The 23,574-nt window shown below is 59.0% G+C and carries 23 protein-coding genes; 18 read left to right on the top strand and 5 right to left on the bottom strand.

Annotated elements, in window-relative coordinates:
* The first annotated feature begins 11 nt into the window (after positions 1-11).
* From nqrF to FHS09_RS11110, 5 genes are all read left to right on the top strand, one after another.
* A complete protein-coding gene (gene nqrF / locus FHS09_RS11130; protein ID WP_183459807.1) occupies positions 12-1,235 on the top strand; it encodes an NADH:ubiquinone reductase (Na(+)-transporting) subunit F in 1,224 nt (407 codons plus the stop codon).
* A 65-nt stretch (positions 1,236-1,300) separates the two neighbouring features.
* The gene (locus FHS09_RS11125) at positions 1,301-2,287 is read left to right on the top strand and encodes an FAD:protein FMN transferase (RefSeq protein ID WP_246394867.1); all 987 of its coding nucleotides are present in this window, start codon (positions 1,301-1,303) and stop codon (positions 2,285-2,287) included.
* Positions 2,288-2,309: 22 nt separating this feature from the next.
* The gene (nqrM, locus tag FHS09_RS11120) at positions 2,310-2,546 is read left to right on the top strand and encodes a (Na+)-NQR maturation NqrM (RefSeq protein WP_183459803.1); all 237 of its coding nucleotides are present in this window, start codon (positions 2,310-2,312) and stop codon (positions 2,544-2,546) included.
* A gap of 135 nt (positions 2,547-2,681) precedes the next feature.
* Positions 2,682-4,079 (top strand): Si-specific NAD(P)(+) transhydrogenase, encoded by a 1,398-nt coding sequence (gene sthA, locus FHS09_RS11115; RefSeq protein WP_183459801.1) that lies wholly within the window; start codon positions 2,682-2,684, stop codon positions 4,077-4,079.
* Positions 4,076-4,540: a thioesterase family protein gene (locus FHS09_RS11110; RefSeq protein WP_183459799.1), complete on the top strand. Its 465-nt coding sequence runs from the start codon at positions 4,076-4,078 to the stop codon at positions 4,538-4,540. Before sthA ends, FHS09_RS11110 begins: the two co-directional genes overlap by 4 nt.
* 56 nt (positions 4,541-4,596) lie before the next feature.
* Here FHS09_RS11110 and FHS09_RS23255 read toward each other — a convergent pair whose 3' ends face one another.
* The gene (locus tag FHS09_RS23255; protein ID WP_221191943.1) at positions 4,597-6,402 is read right to left on the bottom strand and encodes an SEC-C metal-binding domain-containing protein; all 1,806 of its coding nucleotides are present in this window, start codon (positions 6,400-6,402) and stop codon (positions 4,597-4,599) included.
* 288 nt (positions 6,403-6,690) lie between these two features.
* Positions 6,691-6,993 (bottom strand): hypothetical protein, encoded by a 303-nt coding sequence (locus FHS09_RS11100; RefSeq protein WP_183459797.1) that lies wholly within the window; start codon positions 6,991-6,993, stop codon positions 6,691-6,693.
* Positions 6,994-7,097: 104 nt separating this feature from the next.
* Here FHS09_RS11100 and FHS09_RS11095 point away from each other — a divergent pair, with 104 nt between their 5' ends.
* From FHS09_RS11095 to FHS09_RS11085, 3 genes are all read left to right on the top strand, one after another.
* Positions 7,098-8,339 (top strand): lipoprotein-releasing ABC transporter permease subunit, encoded by a 1,242-nt coding sequence (locus tag FHS09_RS11095; RefSeq protein WP_183459795.1) that lies wholly within the window; start codon positions 7,098-7,100, stop codon positions 8,337-8,339.
* Between the two features lie 189 nt (positions 8,340-8,528).
* Positions 8,529-9,281 carry a lipoprotein-releasing ABC transporter ATP-binding protein LolD gene (gene lolD / locus FHS09_RS11090; RefSeq protein ID WP_183459793.1) on the top strand — a complete coding sequence of 251 codons (753 nt, stop codon included), beginning with the start codon at positions 8,529-8,531 and terminating at the stop codon, positions 9,279-9,281.
* Entirely contained in the window at positions 9,274-10,533 is a 1,260-nt protein-coding gene (locus FHS09_RS11085) for a lipoprotein-releasing ABC transporter permease subunit (RefSeq protein ID WP_183459791.1), read from the top strand. The genes lolD and FHS09_RS11085 overlap by 8 nt, the downstream gene beginning before the upstream one ends.
* 44 nt (positions 10,534-10,577) lie before the next feature.
* On the opposite strand, the gene FHS09_RS11080 is transcribed toward FHS09_RS11085, so the two are convergent.
* Positions 10,578-11,108 carry a DUF2062 domain-containing protein gene (locus tag FHS09_RS11080; RefSeq protein ID WP_183459789.1) on the bottom strand — a complete coding sequence of 177 codons (531 nt, stop codon included), beginning with the start codon at positions 11,106-11,108 and terminating at the stop codon, positions 10,578-10,580.
* Positions 11,109-11,437: 329 nt separating this feature from the next.
* On the opposite strand from FHS09_RS11080, the gene FHS09_RS11075 reads away from it, so the two are divergent.
* The 5 genes from FHS09_RS11075 (at position 11,438) to prpF (ending at position 18,628) form a co-directional block, all read left to right on the top strand.
* Positions 11,438-12,112: an FCD domain-containing protein gene (locus FHS09_RS11075; protein ID WP_183459787.1), complete on the top strand. Its 675-nt coding sequence runs from the start codon at positions 11,438-11,440 to the stop codon at positions 12,110-12,112.
* 4 nt (positions 12,113-12,116) lie between these two features.
* The gene (prpB, locus tag FHS09_RS11070) at positions 12,117-12,995 is read left to right on the top strand and encodes a methylisocitrate lyase (protein ID WP_183459785.1); all 879 of its coding nucleotides are present in this window, start codon (positions 12,117-12,119) and stop codon (positions 12,993-12,995) included.
* Between the two features lie 126 nt (positions 12,996-13,121).
* On the top strand, positions 13,122-14,249 hold the full coding sequence (prpC, locus tag FHS09_RS11065) for a bifunctional 2-methylcitrate synthase/citrate synthase (RefSeq protein WP_183459784.1): 1,128 nt from the start codon (positions 13,122-13,124) through the stop codon (positions 14,247-14,249).
* A 152-nt stretch (positions 14,250-14,401) separates the two neighbouring features.
* Positions 14,402-17,026 (top strand): Fe/S-dependent 2-methylisocitrate dehydratase AcnD, encoded by a 2,625-nt coding sequence (acnD, locus tag FHS09_RS11060; protein ID WP_221191942.1) that lies wholly within the window; start codon positions 14,402-14,404, stop codon positions 17,024-17,026.
* A 423-nt stretch (positions 17,027-17,449) separates the two neighbouring features.
* Positions 17,450-18,628, top strand: a complete 1,179-nt coding sequence (prpF, locus tag FHS09_RS11055) for a 2-methylaconitate cis-trans isomerase PrpF (RefSeq protein WP_183459782.1) — start codon at positions 17,450-17,452, stop codon at positions 18,626-18,628.
* Positions 18,629-18,729: 101 nt separating this feature from the next.
* On the opposite strand, the gene FHS09_RS11050 is transcribed toward prpF, so the two are convergent.
* Both FHS09_RS11050 and FHS09_RS11045 read right to left on the bottom strand, forming a co-directional pair.
* Positions 18,730-19,206 (bottom strand): DUF4234 domain-containing protein, encoded by a 477-nt coding sequence (locus FHS09_RS11050; protein WP_183459780.1) that lies wholly within the window; start codon positions 19,204-19,206, stop codon positions 18,730-18,732.
* A gap of 438 nt (positions 19,207-19,644) precedes the next feature.
* Positions 19,645-20,103, bottom strand: a complete 459-nt coding sequence (locus FHS09_RS11045; RefSeq protein WP_183459779.1) for a GNAT family N-acetyltransferase — start codon at positions 20,101-20,103, stop codon at positions 19,645-19,647.
* Here FHS09_RS11045 and FHS09_RS11040 point away from each other — a divergent pair.
* From FHS09_RS11040 to FHS09_RS11025, 5 genes are all read left to right on the top strand, one after another.
* Positions 20,070-20,699 carry a tRNA-uridine aminocarboxypropyltransferase gene (locus tag FHS09_RS11040; RefSeq protein WP_246394865.1) on the top strand — a complete coding sequence of 210 codons (630 nt, stop codon included), beginning with the start codon at positions 20,070-20,072 and terminating at the stop codon, positions 20,697-20,699. The two genes, FHS09_RS11045 and FHS09_RS11040, sit on opposite strands and share 34 nt — an antisense overlap.
* A 64-nt stretch (positions 20,700-20,763) precedes the next feature.
* Positions 20,764-20,967, top strand: coding sequence for a PrpF domain-containing protein (locus tag FHS09_RS23135; RefSeq protein ID WP_281383126.1), 204 nt, complete (start codon positions 20,764-20,766; stop codon positions 20,965-20,967).
* Positions 20,943-21,185, top strand: coding sequence for a PrpF domain-containing protein (locus FHS09_RS23130; RefSeq protein ID WP_281383125.1), 243 nt, complete (start codon positions 20,943-20,945; stop codon positions 21,183-21,185). Before FHS09_RS23135 ends, FHS09_RS23130 begins: the two co-directional genes overlap by 25 nt.
* A 456-nt stretch (positions 21,186-21,641) precedes the next feature.
* Entirely contained in the window at positions 21,642-22,229 is a 588-nt protein-coding gene (locus tag FHS09_RS11030) for an SLATT domain-containing protein (RefSeq protein WP_183459777.1), read from the top strand.
* On the top strand, positions 22,213-23,544 hold the full coding sequence (locus tag FHS09_RS11025; protein WP_183459775.1) for a reverse transcriptase domain-containing protein: 1,332 nt from the start codon (positions 22,213-22,215) through the stop codon (positions 23,542-23,544). Before FHS09_RS11030 ends, FHS09_RS11025 begins: the two co-directional genes overlap by 17 nt.
* Positions 23,545-23,574 lie beyond the last annotated feature (30 nt).

Genomic DNA, 23,574 nt, shown 5'->3' with positions numbered 1-23,574 from the left:
AGCGCAATAGAATGAATATTGAAATTATCCTCGGCGTAACCATGTTTACCGTCATCGTGCTGGCACTGGTGGCGGTGATCCTCGCCGCCCGCTCGCGCCTGGTGAACACCGGCAACGTCAACATCCTGGTCAACGGTGAGAAAACCCTCACCGTGCCCGCCGGCGGTAAGCTGCTGCAGACGCTGGCGGCCAACAACCTGTTCCTGGCCTCCGCCTGCGGCGGTGGCGGCAGCTGCGCCCAGTGCGTGTGTAAAGTAACTTCCGGCGGCGGCGATATGCTGCCTACGGAAGCCGCGCATTTCACCCCGCGGGACGCGAAGGAGGGCAAGCGCCTCTCCTGCCAGGTGGCGGTCAAACAGGACATGGAAATCGAGGTGCCCGAAGAGGTGTTCGGTGTGAAGCAGTGGGAATGCACTGTGGAATCCAACCCAAATGTGGCCACCTTCATCAAAGAGTTGACCCTGAAGCTGCCGGAAGGCGAGAACGTCGATTTCCGCGCGGGTGGTTACGTGCAGCTGGAAGCGCCACCCCATCACGTGAAATTCTCCGATTTTGATATCGAGAAAGAGTACCGTGGCGACTGGGAGCACTTCGGTTTCTTCAACCTGGAATCCAAGGTCACCGAGCCGGTGGTGCGGGCCTACTCCATGGCCAACTACCCGGAAGAAAAGGGTGTGGTGAAGTTCAACATCCGCATCGCGACCCCGCCGCCGCGTACCGAAGGTGTGCCGCCGGGACAGATGTCCTCCTACGTGTTCGGCCTCAAGCCCGGTGACAAAATCCGTGTATACGGCCCCTTCGGCGAGTTCTTCGCCAAGGAAACCGACGCGGAAATGGTATTTATCGGAGGCGGCGCCGGCATGGCACCGATGCGCTCGCATATTTTCGACCAGCTCAAGCGCCTCAACAGCAAGCGCAAAATCAGCTTCTGGTACGGTGCCCGCTCCCTGCGCGAGATGTTCTACGAGGACGACTACAACGGCCTGCAGGCGGAATTCGACAACTTCCAGTGGCATGTGGCCCTGTCCGACCCGCAGCCGGAAGACAACTGGAGCGGCTTTACCGGCTTTATCCACAACGTGGTCTACGAGAACTATCTCAGGGATCACCCGGCGCCGGAGGACTGCGAGTACTACATGTGCGGGCCGCCCATGATGAACGCCGCAGTGATCAATATGCTCAAGGAACTGGGCGTCGAGGACGACAATATCCTGCTCGATGACTTCGGAGGATAATTAAATTGCTGGCGCAATTTAATTGTAACAATGCAAAAACAGGGTCTCTTTTAACGGCCCTGTTTTTGCTTTGTATATCCGCTTTTTTTTCCGGCTGCAGTCCGGCGCAGAAGAGCTGGCAGCTCTCTGGCCGCACCATGGGCACCAGCTACCACGTCACAGTGGTGGACGTACCTCCACGCGTGAACAGGGCACAATTGCAAGCACTTATTGACGGCGCGCTAAGCGCCGTCAACCAGGAGATGTCCACCTATATCGAGGATTCGGAACTGATGCGCTTCAACCGCGGGCCGGTGGGCGAGGCGGTGCCGGTCAGCGAACACCTGGCACAGGTGGTGGAGCTGTCCCTGGATATCCACCGCCGCAGCGGGGGCGCCTTCGAGGTAACCGTCGGGCCGCTGGTGAACCTCTGGGGCTTCGGGCCGCAGCCGGAACCCGAGCAGGTGCCGGGCAGGGCGGCGATCGAAGAACTGCTGCAGCGCGTGGGTTCCGACGCGCTGAAAGTCGAGCACGCGCCGAATCGCATCACTCGCAGCCGCGAAGTGGAAATCGACCTATCGGCAATCGCCAAGGGCCACGGCGTGGACAGGGTGGCGCAACTGCTGGAAGAGCAGGGTATTCGCAATTACCTGGTGGAGATTGGTGGCGAGCTGCGCACCTTGGGCAAAAATCCCAAAGGCGCGGACTGGCGCATCGGTATCGAAAGACCGGACCCCGCCGGCCGCTCGGTGCAACAGCCGATAGCGGTCAGCGGCAAATCCGTGGCCACCAGTGGAGACTACCGCAACTACTACGAGCGCGATGGCAAACGCTACGCGCACAGCATAGATCCGCGCACCGGTTATCCGCTGGAGCACCGGCTGGCGTCGGTCACTGTGGTCGCCGATACCTGCGCCGAGGCCGACGGTCTGGCCACCGCGCTGAACGTGCTTGGCACCGAAGCCGCGCTGGAGATGGCGGAGCGGGAGAAGCTCGCGGTCTTCCTGCTGGTTAAAACCGATAGCGGTTTCGAAGAGCGCTACAGCAGTACTTTCACCCCGTATTTGGATTAAAGAGCCTGAAGAGGTCTGAGCAGTGACAGTTTTCATTTTTGCATTTATTGCCATGGCACTGATCGTCACCGGTATGGCCCTGGGTGCCATCGTTCAGAACAAGCCCCTGAAAGGTTCCTGCGGCGGGCTCAACGCCCTGGGCCTGAAAGAGGGCTGCGAGATCTGCGGCGGCGACGACGAGGCCTGCAAAAAGGAACAGGAGCGCCAGCAGCGCCTGCTCGAGGCCCCGGACCTGGCCTACGACGCCACAAAGCACTAGAGATTTAGTTTCCCAAATTTCTTTGTAGGAGCGGCCGTTGGCCGCGATCTGATTTCAATACGGGCATTGTATTCCGATCGCGGCCAACGGCCGCTCCTACAGGGGACATCAATTGAATAACAACAGAATTTGCAGATGGCACAGCAGAAATTTGACCTGGTAGTAATCGGCTCCGGCCCCGCCGGCGAAGCGGCGGCCATGAGTGCGGCGAAGAAGGGCATGCGCGTTGCGGTTGTCGAGAAGCGCCCGCTGGTGGGTGGCAACTGCACCCACAAGGGAACTATTCCTTCAAAGGCCCTGCGCCACTCGGTCAAACAGCTGATGCGCTATAACACCCAGAGTGTGTTTCGCGCCCTGGGCGAGCCGCGCCGATTGACTTTTCCCGAGGTGATGAAGAGCGTCAACAAAGTCATTTCCATGCAGGTGGAAATGCATACCAGTTTCTACGCTCGCAACAAGGTCGATCTGGTCATCGGCGATGCGAAGTTTATCGACCCGCACAAGCTGCGCGTACAACTGCCGGATGGCGCCGTGGAAATTCTCACCTCGGACAAATTCGTGATCTCCACCGGCTCACGCCCCTACCGCCCGGAGGATGTGGATTTCGATCACCCGAGGGTCTACGACAGCGACACCATCCTGGATATGCAGCACACCCCCCAGGCCATCATTATTTACGGCGCCGGGGTGATCGGCTGTGAATACGCTTCGATTTTTGCCGGCCTGGGTATCAAGGTGGACCTGATCAACACCCGCAGCCACCTGCTGGAATTCCTCGACGACGAAATTTCCGATGCGCTCAGCTACCACCTGCGCTATATGGGCGTCACCGTGCGTCACCGGGAGGAGTACGCAAAAGTGGTCCCCAGTGACAGCGGTGTGATTATGGAAATGCAGTCCGGCAAACGTATTCACGCCGACGCATTGCTCTGGTGCAACGGCCGCTCCGGCAATACGGAAACCCTGGGCCTGGACAGTATCGGCCTCAAGGCCAATCACCGCGGCCAATTGAGTGTGGACGACCACTATTGCACCGAGGTGGAAAACATCTACGCAGTGGGCGATGTGATCGGCTGGCCCAGCCTGGCCAGTGCCTCCTACGACCAGGGCCGCGCCGTCGCCGCCGCCATCGCCGGCCGCGGCCACCGGGTGGTCGAGGATGCGCCCACCGGCATCTACACCCTGCCGGAAATTTCCTCCGTGGGTAAAACCGAATCCGAACTCACCGCCGCAAAGGTGCCCTACGAAGTAGGCCGCGCCCTGTTCAAGCACACCGCGCGGGCGCAGATCTCCGGAGAGCGGGTGGGGATGCTGAAGATCCTCTTCCATATCGACACTCATGAAATTCTCGGCATCCACTGCTTCGGCGCCGAGGCCGCGGAGATTATCCATATCGGCCAGGCAATCATGAAACAGCCCGCGCCGAACAACACCATCGACTTCTTCGTCAACACCACCTTCAATTACCCGACCATGGCCGAGGCCTACCGCAGTGCCGCGCTGGACGGGCTCAACCGGGTAATGCGCCTGTGAGCGAACCGTCTCCCAGTGAATTTCGCGAACTGGTGCGGGGCTTTTTCGAGCAGATCCCCTTCAACCGCCAGATCGGCCTGGAAATGCACGAGTTGGACCTGGAGCAGCTCACCATTTCCGCATGCTTCGAGCTGCGCCCGGAACTGATCGGCAACATCTGGAAAAATATCCTGCACGGCGGCGTGATCGCCACCGCGCTGGATACCGTGGGCGGCCTCACTGCCCTGGTGGCCGCCTACCGGCACCTGGGGGATATCGACTGGCAGGAAAAGATCCAGCGCCTCTCCAAGATCGGCACCGTGGATATGCGGGTGGATTACCTGAAGCCGGGCAGAGGGGAAAGCTTTACCTGCCACGGCTCCATACTGCGCACCGGGAACAAGTTGGTGGTGTCGAGGATGGAGCTGCACAACGATGGCGGGGAGTTGATCGCGACTGGTACTGCGACTTATCTCTACTGACTGATCTGAGCGCGTAGCTTGGGTTCACCCTAATCAATGCTGGTCCGGGTAAGCCGCTAATCGGCTAAACAGCATCTCTTGTATTTTTCGCCACTACCGCAGGGGCAGGGCTCGTTACGGCCGGTTTTCCGGTTTCGTACCGGGGTGACGGGCGTATTGGAAAAGAGATCAGATTGCAGCGGGATATCATCGTCCTCCCAGCGCTCATCCTCCCAGCCTTCCTCTTCCCAGCCTTCCTTTGCCCAAACCTCTGCCTCCAGTTCCTCCTGGCGTTCCTCTCGTGCTGTCAGCTCTTCTGCCACAAGGCCCAGGGTCTGTCCGGCCACGGCGGGCAGAATCGGCAGCCGCACAACCGCTTCCCCTGCGTCTGTCACCCGCGCCAGCAGGGCGAAATCCTGCCAATGGGGGCCGCGCTTGTTGAGGTTGCTTTGGGCCCAGATGGCCATTAGAACGAAGCGGTCGCGCCATTTGGGCCTGTGGGGTTGGAGTATTTCTTCCAGTATCTGGTGCTCGGGCTGCGGGTCTTCTGCAAGGAGAAATTCTTCCGCGCGCTCGATTGTGGCGGTGTCGTTTTCGAACCAGAGCAGCAGATGGGCGTGCTTTTCAAACCAGGTGGCGCAGCGCTTGAACGCCTTGTCGGGATTCCAGCCCTGCAACTGTGGTTCGGTTTTGAGCAGCCAGCCTTCGATATCCAGCGGTTGCGGCTGCCACAGGTCACCGCCCAAGGCTTCCAGCCAATCCAGCAGTTCCGGCTCCGGCATTTCGCCGCTCTGTACATTGAGTGCCAGGAAGTGCGGCAGCAACTGTTGCAGGAATTCGCGGCCCACCGGCAGGCAGGGCGGCAATTGGCTCTGGATCTCCCTGACGCCGGCGTCCGCCTCGCGTTTTTTCAGCCGCGGCGACTGCCAGCAGTCAAGAACACCGGTTTGTTCCTTGAGGATGGCGCCGGACAACTGGTGGCGACCGGCTTTCTCCCGGCACATGATCACCGCGGTGGCTCCGGCGCCGTCGGGCACGCTGGCCCAAATGCGGACGCTGCCGTGGGAAGCAGTTGCCGCCGGCAGATTGTGTTTGCGCTGCTGGCGCACCACCGCATCCAGTCGTTTCGCCTGCTCCGGCGGCAGCCAGTTGCGCAGCATCACCAGGCGGTTGAGCTGCCGCGCCTCGATGGGTTCCTGCAGTTGCCGCAGCTGCTCCAGCAGCCGATCGCGCACCAGCGCCCTGGGGTGCAACAGGCAGAGCAGCAGGCCCTCGCGCAGATCACCGTTGTCCATGTGGAGCAGGCCCGCGCAAAGGGTATCCAACTTGTCCGCCGGCAGGTACTGGAGCTGCGTCTTGAGAATGCGGAAGATGTCTGCCAGCTGCATGTCCGGTTGGTCGAAAGCTTTCCGCAGCGCCTGTTCCGGTGCCGTGTCGGGCCCGGGAATATTCTCTGGTTCACCGGCATAGACCTTCTCGTGCCAGGCCGCGGCTTTTTCGATCAGTGCCTCGGGCACGGGAAAGCTCTGGGTGGCGAGGCCGTCCAGCAGCGCGTGGCAGACCACGGGCTGGTCACCCGCTTCCAGGGCCTCGCCGAGTAGCTCCTGCAGAAGCTGCCAGAATTCAGCCGCTTCTTCGTCGCCCCTGCGGAGTTCAATACGCAACTGGTGCAGGGCCCGATCGACCAGGTTGGCGAAGGCATCTAGCTGTGGGGAATCCTCGGCATCCGGGGATCCGGCCCAATCCATCAGCAGCGTGAGCAATATGGGGTAGGGCGGCAGCATCTCTTCCAGTTCCTGGACGATGTCCAGGTCAAATTCCTGCTGGAGGATTTCCTCCGCGGCGTCGAGAAAATACTGGGCAGGATGGGAGGCTTTGGGCACGACTACTCCTGGCGCTGATTGATTGACGGTGAAAGCGGGTAATTCTTGTACAGCTGGCGGGCAGATACAAGCCGGCGAGGGGCCGGCGTTGCGTTCTCTGGCGGGGAGAGAGGCTGACTCAGTGAAACACCAGAATTTCCCCCTTGGTGTTGGCGGCGATCAGCCGCTCGCGATGCCAGATGGGGGACGAGAGGAACGCGCCCAGGCGCTTGATGTGCTAGAGGGAGGACGCGGGAGCCTTTCATAGGGCCGGGGCCGGGGCCGGGGCCGGGGCCGGGGCCGGGGGTTTTAGCCGCGGTGTTTCTTCACCGTATGCAGCACAATGTCCCACTCGAAATACACATAGAAATCTGCGTATTCCCAGCGGGAGATCGCCGGGTCGCCCACCGGGCCCTGGATGCCGAGGGGTTCACCCAGGCGAGTGGTGACAGCGTCTTTCTTGAGGCCGCGCAGTTCGGCGATTTCTCCCAACTGGTCCTGTTGGCCAACGGGTACTTCCACGGTTTCCGCCCGGGCGCCCATCGTTGCGGCCAGCAGGGCAACGATGGCTAGGTGGTGGAGGGCGGAGCGGGTGCGGAGTTTGCTGAACATCTGTCCTTCTCCGGTTGTGCGTTATTTTGAAGATTCGCCAATTAAAGCAGATATTCTGCCTAAACACTTGGATTTCTTCACGTTTTTCCGCTTAAATCAATTCCATGATCAAGCCTGTCCCCCTCTATATCGGCCTGCGCTACGTGGCCGCCCGTCGCCGGCAGCAGTTTATCTCCTTTATCAACGGCTTCTCCCTGCTGGGCATGGCGCTGGGGGTTATGGCGCTGATTGTGGTGACTTCGGTGATGAACGGTTTCGACCGGGAGCTGAAGACCCGAATCCTCAGCGTGGTGCCCCACGGCTTTGTAGAGAAGGCCGATGGCCTGGAGAACTGGCGCGACGTCGCGCAGCAGCTCGAACAGAAACCCCATGTAGTGGCGGTGAGCCCCTTTGTGCGCGGCTTCGCGCTGCTGGGCGCCGGCGGGGGCAGCCACGGCGTGGAGTTCCAGGGGGTGGACCCGCAGGCGCTGCGCAGTGTTTCCGCCGTGGGCGAGCATATGATCATGGGCAGCCTGGACGCTTTGCAGCCGCGCAGCTACAACATCGTCGTCGGACGCATCCTCGCCCGCCAGTTGAACGTGATCCCCGGCGACAGCCTGGTGCTCACCCTGCCGGAGGTGGTGGTTACCCCCGCCGGCCTCTTTCCCCGCACCAAACGCTTTACCGTGGCCGGCGTCTTTTCCGTGGGCGCCCAGGTGGACCAGAGCATGGCGCTGATGCATATCGACGACGCCGCACGGCTGCTGCGAATGCGCGGAAAGGTCCAGGGGCTGCAACTGCGCTTCGACGATATGGACAACGCCCTGGGTCGGGTGTCCACCTATGCGCAAAGCCTCGGCGAGGGCTACAGTGGCGAGGACTGGAGCCACTCCCAGGGCAGCCTGTTCCAGGCGGTGAAGATGGAAAAGACGGTGGTAACCCTGATGCTGATGATTATCGTCGCCGTGGCCGCCTTCAATATCGTCTCCGCGCTGGTGCTGATGGTGGCCGACAAGCGCTCGGACATCGCGGTGCTGCGCACCCTGGGCCTGACCTCGCGGCAGATCATGTCGGTATTCGTGGTGCAGGGCAGTGCCATCGGCATTATCGGCGCCTTTATCGGCGCTTTGCTGGGCATACTGATCGCTTTCAACCTGACGGACATGGTCAGCTGGATGGAGAACCTGCTGGGAGCGAAGATCTTCGACCCGCGGGTGTTTTTCGTCAGCTTCCTGCCCTCCGAATTCCGCACCGCCGACGCAGTCGTGGTGTTGACAGCCGCGGTGCTGATGAGCCTGCTGGCCACGCTGTTCCCCGCCTGGCGCGCGGCGCAGATAGAGCCGGCGGAGGCGTTGCGGTATGAGTAGGGTGCGCCGTGTGCACCACCGGGATGCCGCTAAATATCGTGGCCAATGGTGCGCGCGGCGCACCCTACGCGGGTATGACGAACAAAACAGTTCCGTAGGATGGGCAAAGCGAAGCGTGCCCATCACGATCGAGCTGATGGGCACGTCGCTTCGCTCCTTTGCCCATCCTACGCAGAAAAGAATTAATTGATGAACAGCCAAGTGGAAATAACTGAAGAGCAGGTCGCGTCACCGAATTCCGGTACCGACGTGGTGCTCGCCTGCCGCACCCTGCGCAAGAGCTACCGCCAAGGCAATAAAGAACTGCAAGTCCTGCGCGGCGTGGAACTGGAGGTGAAAGCCGGCGAGAAACTGGCCATAGTGGGCGCCTCCGGCTCCGGCAAATCCACATTGCTCAACCTGCTCGGCGGCCTGGATACACCCAGCGCCGGCGAGGTCTGGGTGGCGGGGCAGAACCTGGCCAGCCTGGACGCCAACCAGCGCGGCTGGTTGCGCAACCGCAGTCTGGGCTTCGTGTACCAGTTCCATCATCTGCTGGGCGAGTTTTCCGCGCTGGAGAATGTGGCCATGCCGCTGCTGATCGGCAAGCAGTCGGTGGCCAGCGCCCGCGAGGCGGCGACCGCCATGCTGCAGGCAGTGGGCCTGGGTGAGCGGTTGACCCACAAGCCCTCGCAGCTGTCCGGCGGCGAGCGCCAGCGGGTGGCCATTGCCCGGGCACTGGTGACGCATCCCGCCTGCGTGCTGATGGACGAGCCCACCGGCAACCTGGACAGGGCCACCGCCAAAGAGATTCACAAGCTGATGGACAGGCTCAACAACGAGATGGGGATCAGCTTCGTGATCGTTACTCACGACCCGGACCTGGCCGCGGCGCTGGATCGCACACTGCACCTGATTGACGGCGCACTGGAGAGCGACTGGCACCGGGGCGATCATGTTTAGACCTCTGCCCGCGTTTATCGGCCTGCGCTACGCCGGCGCCCAGCGCCGCGGCGAGGATTCCGCCGGGCTGGTATCGTTTATCTCCGGGCTGTCCATGGTGGGGCTGATTCTCGGTGTGGCGCTGATGATCGTGGTGATGTCAGTGATGAACGGTTTCGACCGCGAGCTGCGCGAGCGCATCCTGGGCATCATGCCCCACGCGACCATCTACAACGCCGACCCCGATATCGACTGGCCGGCCCTGCGCGACCAACTGGCGGCGGACCCGGAAGTGTTGGCGGCGGCGGAGGTCTGGCAGGTCAACGCCCTGGCGCGCAGCGGGCCCGAAGTAACGCCGCTGCTGGTGCAGGGCATCAATCCCGAGACCATTGTCGAAGTTTCCAATATCGGCGGCTTTCTCGATCCCGAGGCTTTTGCCGAACTTACTGACGCCGCCGAACCCGGAGTGATCCTGGGGCAGGGCATCGCCGACAAACTGGGCGTGCAAAAGGGGGAACATATCTCCCTGATCGTCCCCGACAGCGGCGCGGATGGCGGCCGCCGCGCGGCGCGCCTGGCGGGCTTCCGGGTGGCCGACATCTTCCACTCCGGCACCGCGCTGGACCAGTCCCTGGCACTGCTGGACTGGACACAGGCCCAATCGCTGGCGGGGGGAACCGGCGGCGCCGGGATACAGCTGCGCTTCGGGAAGATGCTTGAGGCCAACTGGATCATGCGGCGGCTGCTGGGTGAACTGCCGGCGCAGAATTTCTACGGCAGCGACTGGAGCAGCACCCACGGCAATCTCTACCAGGCGATACAGATGTCGCGCAACCTGGTGGGGCTGCTGGTGCTGCTGATCATCGCCATCGCCGCTTTCAACGTGGTTTCCACCCTGGTGATGGTGGTGATCGACAAGCACAGCGATATCGCCATATTGCGCACCATGGGCGCCAGCACCCGCGAGATACTGCTGACGTTCGTCAGCCAGGGAGCGCTGGTGGGACTCGTCGGTGCGCTGGTGGGGGGAGCTCTCGGAGTTGTGGGTTCGCTGGTGGTGACCGACCTGGTGAAAGGGCTGGAATCCCTGTTTGGCATCCAGTTCCTGAAATCCGATGTCTACCCGGTGGACTACCTGCCTTCGCAATTGCAGTGGCCGGATGTGGCACTGGTAGTGGGGGCGGGCTTCCTGCTCAGCCTGCTGGCGACTCTCTACCCCGCATTGCAGGCCAGCCGTGTGCAGCCGGCGGCGGCGTTGCGCAATGAGCAGTGACTAGTTATCAGTTAGGGTTCCGCGCGGGTGCAATTGGTCACTGATCATTGATCACTGATCACTGACCGCTTCGCTAGCCGTATTTTCCACCGCTTTATCACATGCCACCGCCACAGTGCCTGCATCGTAAAGTAGGACACGGCGGCGAAGAAAATGCCGCTGAGCAGCGAGCCGAAAAACAGCGGCAGCCAGATTTTTCCCACCTCACTGGTCAGCCATTCCCAGGAAAGTTCTATCCTGAAATCCAGCGGCGGGGTGCCGAGTATCCAGGCGCCCAGTTTGTAGGTGCTGTAGAACATGGCCGGCATGGTGATCGGATTGCTGATCCACACCAGGATCACCGACAGCGGCAGGTTGCAGCGAAACCACAGCGCCAGCAGCGCGGCGATAATCATCTGCCCGGGCACCGGCAGGAAGCTGGTAAAGACACCGACGGCAAACGCCACTGAAACCGAGTGGCGGTTGAGATGGAAGAGGTTGGGGTCGTGGAGCAGAGCACCCAGAAATCTCAGGCCGCTCTTGGCGCGAACCTGTTCGGGAGTTGGCAGCCAACGCCTGATAATACTCTTCGGCATAACTCAGTCTACTCGGGTATCGGCAGCCGGCCCAGCGGTTCAATTGTTGCCAATGATCGGGGTGGGTTTGCGTCCCGGCCAGCCGATCCATTTGCACTATCCCAGACAAGAATAGGGTGCAGAGCGGGCACAGGCGTACCGGCGCGGGCGCTATTATGCCCGCATAGTCGCGTCAAGACTACTGTTGGGGGATAGGTCAGCTCCATCATAAAATTGTCAACAATAGCCTTGCGATTAACCGGTTGACGACCACTTTTTCCTGAATTATGGTGCGATCACTTTAGGGATTGTCGACAATCCTGTTTCGAAGCTGAAGGAGTGACCCAAGGGTGCAAGGGGAGACGTTACAGCCGCTGGAGCCGAGCCTGAGCCTGCCGGAACGCCTGTTTGTGACTCTGAGAGGCGAGATCGTCGAGGGCAGAATTCCCGCCGGCAGTAAAATCAGCGAGCCGGAGCTGGCGCGGCGCTTCAATGCCAGCCGGGGCAGCCTGCGCGAAGCACTGATGCGCCTGGAGTCCCTGGGACTGCTGGAGCGCCGGGTGAATGTGGGGGCGCGGGTGGTGGATCTCACCGAGCGCGGCCTGCTGGATCTCTACGAAGTGCGCGAGGCCCTTGAGGGCATGGCCTGCCGCCTGGCCGCGCAACACCGCAGCGACGAAGACATCACCGAACTTTGGCAGATGCTCGGGCGCCACGAGCAGCAGGAGGAACTGCAGGCGGGCAGGGCCTACTTCCAGCCGGAGGGGGATTTCGATTTCCACTTCCGCATCGTGCAGGCCTCCAATAACGACCTGCTGATCGACACCCTGTGCAACCGTCTCTACTACCGCGTGCGCATGTACCGCTACCAGTTGGGCATGCCCAGCCCCCGGGCGCAGCGGGCCTTCCGCGAGCACAGCCATATTATCGAGGCCATCGAGATGGGTGACGGCGAACTGGCCGAGTTATTGATGCGCCGGCATATCCGCGCCTCCCGCCAGAACATCGAGAAAAAACTGAGGTGAGTCCATGAGCCAGAACCCTTCCGCCGGCGCGCGCTTTCGCCGCGCCCTCGTCGAAAACAATCCCTTGCAGGTTGTGGGCACCGTCAATGCCTATAGCGCAGTCATGGCCGAACGCATCGGCCACAAGGCCATCTACCTCTCCGGCGCCGGCGTGGCCAACGCCTCTTACGGGCTGCCGGACCTGGGAATTACCAGCCTGGACAATGTGCTGGAAGACGTGCGCCGCATCACCGGCGCCAGCGAACTGCCGTTGCTGGTGGACGTCGACACCGGCTGGGGCGGCGCCTTCAATATTGCCCGCACCGTAAAGGAAATGATCCGCGCCGGCGCCGCCGCCGTGCATATCGAGGACCAGGTGGCGCAGAAACGCTGCGGCCACCGCCCCAACAAAGAGATAGTTTCCAAAGGGGAAATGGTCGACCGCATCAAGGCCGCGGTGGACGCGCGCACCGACGATGATTTCTTCATCATGGCGCGCACCGACGCCTTCGCCCAGGAGGGACTCGAAGCCGCCATCGACCGCGCCCGCGCCTGTATCGAAGCCGGTGCCGACGGCATCTTCGCCGAGGCGGTAACCGAACTGGAGCACTACCGCGCCTTCAAGGACGCATTGAACGTACCCATCCTGGCCAATATCACCGAGTTCGGCAAAACCAAGCTATATAACGCCACAGAGCTGGGCGAGGCGGGTGCCGATATCGTTCTGTATCCACTGTCCGCTTTCCGCGCCATGAACCGCGCCGCGGAAAACGTCTATACCAGCATCCTGCAAAACGGGGACCAGTTGGCGGTAGTGGACAGCATGCAGACCCGCGAAGAGTTGTACGACTACCTGAACTACCATCAGTTCGAGCAGAAGCTGGACGAGCTTTTCCACAAATAATTGGTAATGACCTTGTAGGAGCGGCCGTTGGCCGCGATCGGACTCGACAGCCGGAAAGATCGTTCGCGGCCAAGGGCCGCTCCTACAAAGCACCGAACAAACTCAAGAGAAAAAGGGGAAACTGAGATGGCAGAGAAAAAAACCGGAGGCGCCGGCCTGCGAGGCCAGGTAGCCGGCAAAACTGCGCTGTCCACCGTTGGCAAGTCCGGCTCCGGCCTGACCTACCGAGGCTACGACGTCAAGGATCTGGCGGAACACTGTGAGTTTGAAGAAGTCGCCTACCTGATCCTCTATGGCGAGCTGCCCACCGGCGCACAGCTGGCGGATTACAAAGGTTTGCTCAAATCCCAGCGCGGCCTGCCCCAGGCGTTGAAGGATGTGCTGGAACGCATCCCCGCCGACGCCCACCCGATGGACGTGATGCGCACCGGCTGCTCCATGCTGGGCAACCTGGAAGGCGAGGAGAATTTCGACCAGCAGCTGGAAAAAGCCAACCGCCTGCTGGCCGCTTTCCCCTCGATCATCTGCTACTGGTACCGCTTCACCCACGACGACGTGCGCATCGAAACCGAAACCGACGACGACTCCATCGGCGCCCATTTCCTGCATATGCTGCGCGGCGAAAAACCCAACGCGTTGCACGAGCGGGTAATGAACGTATCGCTGATCCTGTATGCAGAGCACGAGTTCAACGCCTCCACCTTTACCGCGCGCGTCTGCGCCTCCACCCTGTCCGACCTGTTCAGCTGCATCACCGGCGCCATCGGCTCCCTGCGCGGCCCGCTGCACGGCGGCGCCAACGAAGCGGCCATGGAACTGATCGAAAAGTTCTCGTCACCTGATGAGGCGGAAAAAGAACTGCTGGGTATGCTGGAGCGCAAGGAAAAAATCATGGGCTTCGGCCACGCGGTCTACACCGAATCCGATCCGCGCAACGCCATTATCAAAGCCTGGTCGGAAAAACTGGCCGAAGATGTAGGCGATACGGTGCTGTACCCCGTCTCCGTGCGCTGCGAGGAAGTGATGTGGCGCGAGAAGAAACTGTTCTGCAACGCCGACTTCTTCCACGCCTCCGCCTATCACTTCATGGGCATCCCCACCAAGCTGTTCACGCCGATTTTTGTAATGAGCCGCGTAACCGGTTGGTGCGCCCACGTATTCGAGCAACGCGCCGACAACCGCATTATCCGCCCCAGCGCCGAATACACCGGCCCGGAACTGCGCAAGGTAACCCCCATCGCCGACCGCGGCTAAACCGCCGGGACCGCGGAGCTCCAGCTCCGCTTGCGGGCCGCAGGCTCGCTGTAGATCGGAGCTCCGTAGCCTTTCGCCTGCAAGCAAGCTCCTACAAAAGCAAAAGCTCGTGCCGGAACCCGACCGCAGAACCGATCAGACAGATTTACCAAATGATAAACACCAAATACCGCAAGCCCCTACCCGGCACGAAACTCGATTACTTCGACACCCGCGCCGCCATAGACGCCATCCAACCCGGCGCCTACACCAAGCTGCCCTACACCTCCCGCATCCTTGCGGAAAACCTGGTACGCCGCTGCGACCCGGCAACCCTGACCGATTCCCTAAAACAAATCATCGAACGCAAACGCGACCTGGACTTCCCCTGGTTCCCGGCCAGAGTCGTCTGCCACGATATCCTCGGCCAGACCGCCCTGGTGGATCTCGCCGGCCTGCGCGACGCCATTGCGGAAAAGGGCGGCGATCCGTCACAAGTGAATCCGGTAGTACCAACCCAACTGATCGTCGACCACTCCCTGGCGGTCGAACACGGCGGCTTTGAAAAAGACGCCTTCGAGAAAAACCGCGCGATCGAAGAGCGCCGCAACGAAGACCGCTTCCACTTTATCAACTGGACCAAAACCGCGTTCAAGAACGTCGACGTGATCCCACCGGGCAATGGCATCATGCACCAGATCAACCTGGAGAAAATGTCCCCGGTTGTCCAAGTTCGTGAAGGCGTCGCCTTCCCGGACACCTGCGTCGGCACCGACAGCCACACCCCGATGGTGGACGCGTTGGGTGTCATTTCAGTAGGCGTCGGCGGCCTCGAAGCCGAGAGCGTAATGCTCGGCCGTGCCTCTTACATGCGCCTGCCCGATATCGTCGGCGTCGAACTGACCGGCAAACTGAACCCGGGCATCACCGGCACCGACCTGGTACTGGCCCTGACCGAATTCCTGCGCCGCGAACGCGTGGTCGGGGCCTACCTGGAATTCTTCGGCGAAGGCGCATCTAACCTGACCCTCGGCGACCGCGCCAGCATCTCCAATATGACCCCGGAGTACGGCGCCACCGCGGCCATGTTCGCGATCGATGAGCAGACCATCGACTACCTGAAGCTGACCGGCCGCGACGACGAGCAGGTGGCCCTGGTGGAGAAATTTGCAAAGGAAACCGGCCTCTGGGCGGACACACTCAAAGAAGCCGAATACGAGCGGGTACTGAAGTTCGACCTGTCCTCCGTAAGCCGCAACCTGGCCGGCCCCTCCAACCCCCACGCGCTGCTGCCGGCCTCCGAACTGGCCAGCCGCGGCATCGCCCGGGAGTGGAAAAAGGAATGGAAGGAAGAAGAGGGCCTGATGCCCGACGGTGCCGTAATCATCGCCGCGATCACCAGCTGCACCAACACCAGCAACCCGCGCAATATGATCGCCGCCGGCCTGATCGCCCGCAATGCCAACAAACTGGGCCTGACCCGCAAACCCTGGGTGAAATCCTCTTTGGCACCGGGCTCCAAGACCGTAAAAATGTACCTGGAAGAGGCCGAGCTGCTGCCGGAACTGGAGCAGCTGGGTTTCGGCGTGGTGGCCTTTGCCTGCACCACCTGCAACGGCATGAGCGGCGCGCTCGACCCGAAAATCCAGCAGGAAGTGATCGAGCGCGATCTCTATGCAACCGCGGTGCTGTCCGGCAACCGCAACTTCGACGGCCGCATCCACCCCTACGCCAAGCAGGCCTTCCTGGCCTCGCCGCCCTTGGTGGTCGCCTACGCGATCGCCGGCACCATCCGCTTCGATATCGAAAAGGACGTGTTGGGCCATGATAAAAACGGCAACCCGATTACGCTGAAAGATATCTGGCCGAGCGACGAAGAGATCGATGCGATCGTGAAGCAGAGCGTCAAACCGCAACAGTTCCGCGACGTCTATATCCCGATGTTCGACCTGGAGAAAGGTGAGAGCGAGAAGGTCAGTCCCCTCTACGACTGGCGCCCGATAAGCACCTATATCCGCCGCCCCCCCTATTGGTATGAAGAGGGGGAAGGTGCTTTAGCGGGAGAGCGCGCGCTGAAAGGCATGCGCCCGCTGGCAGTGCTCGGTGACAACATCACCACCGACCACCTGTCGCCGTCCAATGCGATCCTGGCCAGCAGCGCCGCCGGCGAATACCTGGCGAAAATGGGCCTGCCGGAAGAGGACTTCAACTCCTACGCGACTCACAGAGGCGACCACCTGACCGCCCAGCGCGCCACCTTCGCCAACCCGAAACTGCTGAACGAAATGGTGCGCGAGGAAAACGGTGAGGTGAAGCAGGGCTCACTGGCACGCATCGAGCCGGAAGGGCAGGTGACCCGCATGTGGGAAGCCATCGAAACCTATATGGACCGCAAACAGCCGCTGATCATCGTCGCCGGCGCCGACTACGGCCAGGGCTCCTCCCGCGACTGGGCCGCCAAGGGCGTGCGCCTGGCCGGTGTGGAAGCCATCGTCGCCGAAGGCTTCGAGCGCATCCACCGCACCAACCTGATCGGCATGGGCGTATTGCCGCTGGAATTCCAGCCCGGCACCACCCGCAAGACTTTGGGCATCGACGGCACCGAGACCTTCGACGTGATCGGCGAGCGCACTCCGCGCGCAACCTTGACGTTGATCATCCATCGTAAGAACGGCGAGAGCATCGATGTGCCGGTCACCTGCCGCCTGGACACCCGGGAGGAAGTCTCCATCTACGAAGCCGGCGGCGTCCTGCAACGCTTCGCCAAGGACTTCCTCGAAGCGGAGGCCATACCGTAGGATGGGCACAAATCGGCAGGATTGCCGATTTGGACGCCGAAGGCGCCCGCGAAGCGGGCGAGCGCCATGGATGGTGCGAGTCAACGGAGCGCAGCGACATGCCCATCAGCAGAACCCGCTGATGGGCACGTAACGCTTTGCCCATTCTACGCAGCCGATACCAATGATCGCTGTAGGAGCCTGCTTGCAGGCGAACAGAATCAGAGCTCGATTCAATAGTACCGTAGGGTGGATAAGCGCCAAGCGCATCCACCAGAAACACTCTCCCAAAGCCGGATAAATACGCCCCCTCTCCCCTCCGGGGAGAGGGCCGGGGAGAGGGGGACCCAATCGAAGCCCACCTCTTCCTCCCCTCTCCCGCTTGCGGGGGAGGGGCCGGGGGAGGGGGCCCAAATCGAAGCCAATCAACCAAACGATTCCCCCATGACCCACAAACCCCAAATCAAAATCCCCGCCACCTACATGCGCGGCGGCACCAGCAAAGGCGTCTTCTTTCGCCTACAAGACCTGCCCGAAGCAGCACAGACTCCCGGCCAAGCCCGCGACAACCTGCTGCTGCGAGTAATCGGCAGCCCCGACCCCTACGGCAAACAAACCGACGGCATGGGCGGCGCCACCTCCAGCACTAGCAAAACGGTCATCCTATCCAAAAGCGAACAGCCCGACCACGACGTCGACTACCTCTTCGGCCAGGTCTCCATCGACAAGCCCTTCGTAGACTGGTCCGGCAATTGCGGCAACCTCACCGCCGCCGTCGGCGCCTTCGCCATCAACAGCGGCTTCGTCGATCCTGACCGCATCCCGCAAAACGGCATCTGCACCGTGCGCATCTGGCAGGCCAATATCAAAAAGACCATCGTCGCCCACGTACCCATCACCAACGGCGAAGTACAGGAAACCGGCGATTTCGAACTGGACGGCGTCACCTTCCCGGCGGCAGAAGTCCAGATCGAGTTTATGAACCCGGCAGACGGCGACGGCGCGATGTTCCCCACCGGCACCCTGGTGGACGAATTGGAAGTGCCCGGCGTAGGCATCCTGAAAGCCACCATGATCAACGCCGGCATCCCGTCCATCTTCGTCAATGCCGCCGACATCGGTTACACCGGCACCGAACTGCAGGAAGCCATCAACAGCGACGACAAGGCCCTGGCCATGTTCGAAACCATCCGTGCCCACGGCGCGGTGAAAATGGGTTTGATCGAAAAGGTGAAAGAGGCTGCAGCCCGCCAGCATACCCCCAAGGTCGCCTTTGTGGCGCCGCCCAAGGGCTATGTGGCATCCAGCGGTAAGGAAGTCGCCGCAGACGATATAGACCTGCTGGTGCGCGCCCTGTCCATGGGCAAACTGCACCACGCCATGATGGGCACCGCCGCCGTCGCCATCGGCACCGCCGCCGCCATTCCCGGCACCCTGGTCAATCTGGCCGCCGGGGGAGGGGAGCGCAACGCCGTCACCTTCGGCCATCCGTCCGGCACATTACGCGTGGGTGCGGAAGCGGAAATCGTGAACAGTCAGTGGACCGCCACCAAGGCCATTATGAGCCGCAGCGCGCGAATTCTGATGGAGGGGTGGGTGCGGGTCCCAGGCGACTCTTTCTAAGGAGAGAAGGGCGGGATTTCCCGCCCCACGGGTGCGCCGGCCGCATTTGCCAATTGCCGCGCGAAGCCGTGCGGCAAAGGGAAACGTTCGGAGGGAATGGGTTAGTCAGCTGATTGCTGGCTCTGGTCGATGTACTCGTTGATTTTGTATTGCAAGTAGATACTGTTGAACAGGAAAGTCATGACCGGGCCCAGGCGATAGGCAGAACCGGTGCTCTGGCTCATGAGATCCTGCAGGCGATTTCTGACTTTGAACAGGCTCGCGAGGTAAGTCACTATATAGCCGATGTACACCATCAGATAAAAAGCGCCCATCTCAGGGATGATAAACCCTGCCAAGAAGGTCAGCGCACAAAATATTGCCATCAGGTAGAACCAGGCGGGAGCGATCGGATTGTCGTGGATGCGGTTGACCACTTGGGCGCGGGTGCAAATCCAGTAAACAGGGTAAATTCCCAAGGTAACAATTGAGAGAATAAATACCCACCAGGCGCTGAAGCGCTGGAAGTCGCCGGAAATGAGATCATCAGTTGCGGCAGTCAGTTCGGAAGTTGGTGCACTATACGGATTGGATTCCATCGGAAGGTTCCTTTGATCTTGTTTTTCTTGCGCCGTGCCGACCCTTCTACTCATAGGGGGTTGGCGTAAGCTTCCACCAAAGCGTATCACAGCCCGATACCTTGGTCATTCGGCTTGTAGAACCGTGGAAACAAAGTTCTGCCACTGCTGCAACACGATATCCCGTCCCTGTGAAAGCTGGTCCGAGCCCTTGAATACTCGTCATGCCGGACTTGATCCGGCATCCAGTACCGTTGAACCCGCCGAAATCAACCGGCTTCGCAAATTACCGCGGCGCCCCTTGATATCTCATTATCAGAATATCCCGCCCCTGTTTCACGTAGGTCTGGAAGCGGTCAACGGTGGAAAACTGGGCCCGAGTCCTTGAATACTCGTCATGCCGGACTTGATCCGGCATCCAGTACCGCTGAACCCGCCGAAATCAACCGGCTTTGCAAATTACCGCAGCGCCCCTTGATATCTCATTATCAGAATATCCCGCCCCTGTTTCACATAGGTCTGGAAGCGGTCAACGATCGCAGAAGGCTGCCCAGCTTCATCAACCACCACAAACCCCAAAGATTCGTAGAATGGCACCAAATGCCTATACGGAAAGGTAAAAGTACTCCTGTCAAACGCTCCCGCCATACCCCTCAACAACAGCCGTGCCACACCCCGACCACGGAACTCCTCCGCCACAGCCACCCCCGCCAGCAGCTCGCAATCCGCCAGCTTCCTCAGGCAGCCACAGGCAACAATCTGCCCCTGATCGCCCCGAACGACCATACACGGCTCATTCCGCCGCGCTTTGCCGCGGAATTTGTGCATGCGGTAGAATTTGTTGGCCAACGGCATCTCCGCCTCGGAAAGCCACTGCGCCGAGAATGAGTGCCCCGAAAAATCCTGATCTTCAGTCATCTATGCCGCGCCAAACCTGCCCAACCTGCCAACGCCCGCTGAAGGTCTGTTACTGCAGCGCATTGGTCGAGATCGCCAATCGAATTGAGGTGCTGATCATACAGCACCCCCTGGAACAGAAGCACCCGTTCAACACCGGGCGCATGGCGCACCTGTGTCTGAAGAATAGTGAGCTGGTGGTGGTGGAAAGCCTGTCAGACACAGAGCTGGCACAGTTGCTCAAACCCAAGTCGGCCTTGCTCTACCCCTCCTTGAGCTGGCTGCCGGCGGCGGAGCAGGTGGAGGCCGGCACTCCGCAAGCCGACGAGCTGGAGCAGCTGGTGGTGATTGACGCTACCTGGCGGAAATCCAAGAAAATGCTCCACCTCCACCCGGCGCTGCAGCAGTTGCCTCGGATCAGCTTGGCAGGAGAGGGGGGTTCCAACTACCAGATTCGGCATTCCTCGCTTGCGAACAGCCTGTCGACGTTGGAAAGCATTGTGATAACTATGCAGCAACTGGAGCCGGAGCGGGATTTTAAAGTCATGCTGCGGCCATTTGAAAAGATGATTGCGCTGCAAAAAGCCAATTTTGAGCCAGAAAAAATCCGAGGATAATTGGGGACTCTATAGGGGGGAAGCCTGCGGCTCAGCTCGGCTCGAAATCGTGGGCGAAATCATCATGATTCAAGGGGCACCTCATGGCGCAGTGGAAATGGGCCTGATCGACAAGGTGGAAGACGCAGCCAGCCGCCAGTATACCCCCAAGATCGCCTTCGTCGCGCCGCCCAAGGGCTATACGGCATCCAGCGGTAAGGAATCGCGGCTGGTGATATCGACCTGCTGGTGCGCGCCCTGTCCATGGGCAAACTGCACCACGCTATGATGGGCACCGCCGCCGCCATCCTCGGCACCCTGGTGAATCTGGCCGCCGGGGGAGGAGAGCGCAACGCCGTAACCTTCGGCCACCCGCCCGGCACCCTGCGTGTCGGCGCGGAGGCGGAAATCGTCAACGGCCAGTGGACCGCCGCCAAGGCCATTATGAGCCGCAGCGCGCGGATTCTGATGGAGGGGTGGGTGCGGGTGCCCGGCGATTCCTTCTAGTTGATCATCCTATTGGGTGCTCGATTAACGACGGATATTCTTTAAACCAGTTTCAGTTGGACTAAAAAAGCGAGCCTCTAGTGAGGCTCGCTTTTTTATACCTGTCATTTCTTTGCTCAATATTTGAGCAGTGTGCGATGTGTGATCAGGAGCTTAATCGGCATTAGGTGTCAACTTCATCGAAAAGATGCGAAGTCATTGACTTAAAAGGAGATTCAAATACTATTGAGTGAAGCGATACCCAGAGCTATGGAGAAACTGTTCTGTTTTCAATAGGACATGTGGTATTTGCAAAGTTTTGTCCCGAGGTGTGTCGATCGAAAGGTCGACCATCCATTTAATGGGTGCAACTAATATTGAGGAGTTTTACTCCTAGCCTTCGGGCTTGCCTGGAAACGGGCGTTACTCTATGTCACTAGATCAGGCACCTCGGGACATCTTATTCAGGGTTTGAGTATGACTATCGCCGATAGCATTTGGTGGACTCGCAAAGCGAGAATACAAACAGAAAAAAGACTGATATCGAATGCACGGCACGCACAATTACTACTGCTATGGTATTCATTCGTATCAGTCAGTGCATCAGTATACTATCTAAAATTCAACTCTCAAAGTGAGTACGCAAGCGTTGCCTGGGTGATATTTTCCGTTTTAGTGCTATGCGTTTCTGGTTTTATAAACGGTCTCAGCTATAAAGAGCGTGCTGCAGTTGTCAAAGATAGCTACGAGTCTCTAAACAGTCTTTATCGTAAGGCTAAAAAAGAAAATTCCGATCCGAATGAGATAAACAAAGAATACGAACAGATCTTAAATCTTTGTGAGAATCATGCGGATATTGATTATCAGAAAGCACTGTGTGATACATATCTAAGTCACAACTGCCCTCGCGATCCGAAAAAAGGGCTAGACCGCTGGCCTACCAAATATGTTTGGTTTGTTGTGCTCAAGCAACTTTTTATTAGATCGCTTTCTATATTGACACTCTATGCGCTGCCTTTATTAATATTCTTGGTGATGGAGGTGTCTGGTGTCAATCAGGGATAGATTTGAATATTTTTTCTCAGAGGATTACCTTCATCATATCTATCAAGATGTCATAGTCCTGTCGAACGCAAGCGGTATTGATAATTTAACCCAAAAACAATTCTGGCCGAGACTTAATGATGAGGTGTCGGTCATTTCTCGAAAGGTTCTCGCAGGGAGTTACCGATTCAGTAAATATAAGCTAAGACTTATCAGTAAGGGGCGAGGAAAAGTTCCGAGAGAGATATCCATTCCAACTATACGAGATAGAATTGCGCTTCGAGCGCTTTGTGACTTTTTGGTTGAGCGCCATGATGGGGTGATCAAGTTTGAGCTTCCTCAGAATATGGTAAAAGCTGCCAAAGAGGAGATTCAATCCGGAAAATACACTGGTTTTATAAAGCTGGATGTCTCTAATTTTTATCCGTCGATATCACATCAGGAGCTATTAAGGCGCCTTCGGAAAAGAGTGCGCCATCCGGAAATCATAGAGTTTGTACAAAGTGCTGTAGCTACTCCTACAGTGTCCCGGTCTCGAGCTACAGATGTAAAGGGAACATCTGGGGTCCCGCAAGGGTTGTCGATATCAAATATTCTCGCGGCAATATACTTAATTAATGTAGATAGATGCTTTTCCAACTTTGCGGACATTGCTTACCATCGATATATCGATGATATATTTATTCTATGTGATTACAAGGATGTTTATAGCATTGCTAGAGAAATCGTTCGTAGATTTCGCCGGATAGGCCTAACGATTCATGACCCAGTGAAAGCCCCTGAGAAGTCTACGATGGGTAAGGTTGGCGAAAAGTTTGACTATCTTGGATACCAGTTTAAGGGGAGGCAGATTTCGCCGCGAGAGGCGTCTATAGAAAAACTTAAAGAATCACTAGTCTCAATTTTTACGGGCTATAAACATTCTAAAGTGAAGAGCCAAGAGTTTCTTTTATGGCGATTAAATTTGCGGATTACAGGTTGTATATTTCAGAAAAAAGCAAAGGGGTGGATGTTCTTTTTCTCCGAAATAAATGACGAAACGATATTGCACAACCTGGATCGATACGTTAGCAAGTTGTTGGAAAGGTTTGGTGTGACTGTTTCTCCGAAGCGTTTTGTGCGAGCTTTCTACGAAATCAGGCACTCGAAATATCAAACTAACTATATTCCTAATTTCGACACTTACTCTATTCCGCAGATGGCGGAAGTGCTGGAGTTATACTTCGCTAAAAGTACGGCCGGTCTCGCTGAGGAAGAGGTGGTGTACGAATTTAGAAAGCGTATCGACCGGCAAGTTAGAGATCTTTTAACCGATGTTCAAGATTTTGGATATTAAAGGGAGCGGATAGGGGAATAGCGACATGCT

This window comes from Microbulbifer rhizosphaerae (genome assembly GCF_014191725.1).
In the GTDB taxonomy this organism is placed as follows: domain Bacteria; phylum Pseudomonadota; class Gammaproteobacteria; order Pseudomonadales; family Cellvibrionaceae; genus Microbulbifer; species Microbulbifer rhizosphaerae.
Note: the sequence above shows the minus strand (reverse complement) of the source record. Positions and strands in the feature narration are given on the sequence as shown.

Bases quoted from the DNA above. Each gene is read 5' to 3' on its own strand.
- nqrF (WP_183459807.1), top strand. From the start codon at position 12: ATGAATATTGAAATTATCCTCGGCGTAACCATGTTTACCGTCATCGTG.
- sthA (WP_183459801.1), top strand. From the start codon at position 2,682: ATGGCACAGCAGAAATTTGACCTGGTAGTAATCGGCTCCGGCCCCGCC.
- FHS09_RS11100 (WP_183459797.1), bottom strand. From the start codon at position 6,993: ATGTTCAGCAAACTCCGCACCCGCTCCGCCCTCCACCACCTAGCCATC.
- FHS09_RS11095 (WP_183459795.1), top strand. From the start codon at position 7,098: ATGATCAAGCCTGTCCCCCTCTATATCGGCCTGCGCTACGTGGCCGCC.
- lolD (WP_183459793.1), top strand. From the start codon at position 8,529: ATGAACAGCCAAGTGGAAATAACTGAAGAGCAGGTCGCGTCACCGAAT.
- FHS09_RS11085 (WP_183459791.1), top strand. From the start codon at position 9,274: ATGTTTAGACCTCTGCCCGCGTTTATCGGCCTGCGCTACGCCGGCGCC.
- FHS09_RS11080 (WP_183459789.1), bottom strand. From the start codon at position 11,108: ATGCCGAAGAGTATTATCAGGCGTTGGCTGCCAACTCCCGAACAGGTT.
- prpB (WP_183459785.1), top strand. From the start codon at position 12,117: ATGAGCCAGAACCCTTCCGCCGGCGCGCGCTTTCGCCGCGCCCTCGTC.
- prpC (WP_183459784.1), top strand. From the start codon at position 13,122: ATGGCAGAGAAAAAAACCGGAGGCGCCGGCCTGCGAGGCCAGGTAGCC.
- acnD (WP_221191942.1), top strand. From the start codon at position 14,402: ATGATAAACACCAAATACCGCAAGCCCCTACCCGGCACGAAACTCGAT.
- prpF (WP_183459782.1), top strand. From the start codon at position 17,450: ATGACCCACAAACCCCAAATCAAAATCCCCGCCACCTACATGCGCGGC.
- FHS09_RS11050 (WP_183459780.1), bottom strand. From the start codon at position 19,206: ATGGAATCCAATCCGTATAGTGCACCAACTTCCGAACTGACTGCCGCA.
- FHS09_RS11040 (WP_246394865.1), top strand. From the start codon at position 20,070: ATGAGTGCCCCGAAAAATCCTGATCTTCAGTCATCTATGCCGCGCCAA.
- FHS09_RS11045 (WP_183459779.1), bottom strand. From the start codon at position 20,103: ATGACTGAAGATCAGGATTTTTCGGGGCACTCATTCTCGGCGCAGTGG.
- FHS09_RS23135 (WP_281383126.1), top strand. From the start codon at position 20,764: ATGATTCAAGGGGCACCTCATGGCGCAGTGGAAATGGGCCTGATCGAC.
- FHS09_RS23130 (WP_281383125.1), top strand. From the start codon at position 20,943: ATGGGCAAACTGCACCACGCTATGATGGGCACCGCCGCCGCCATCCTC.
- FHS09_RS11030 (WP_183459777.1), top strand. From the start codon at position 21,642: ATGACTATCGCCGATAGCATTTGGTGGACTCGCAAAGCGAGAATACAA.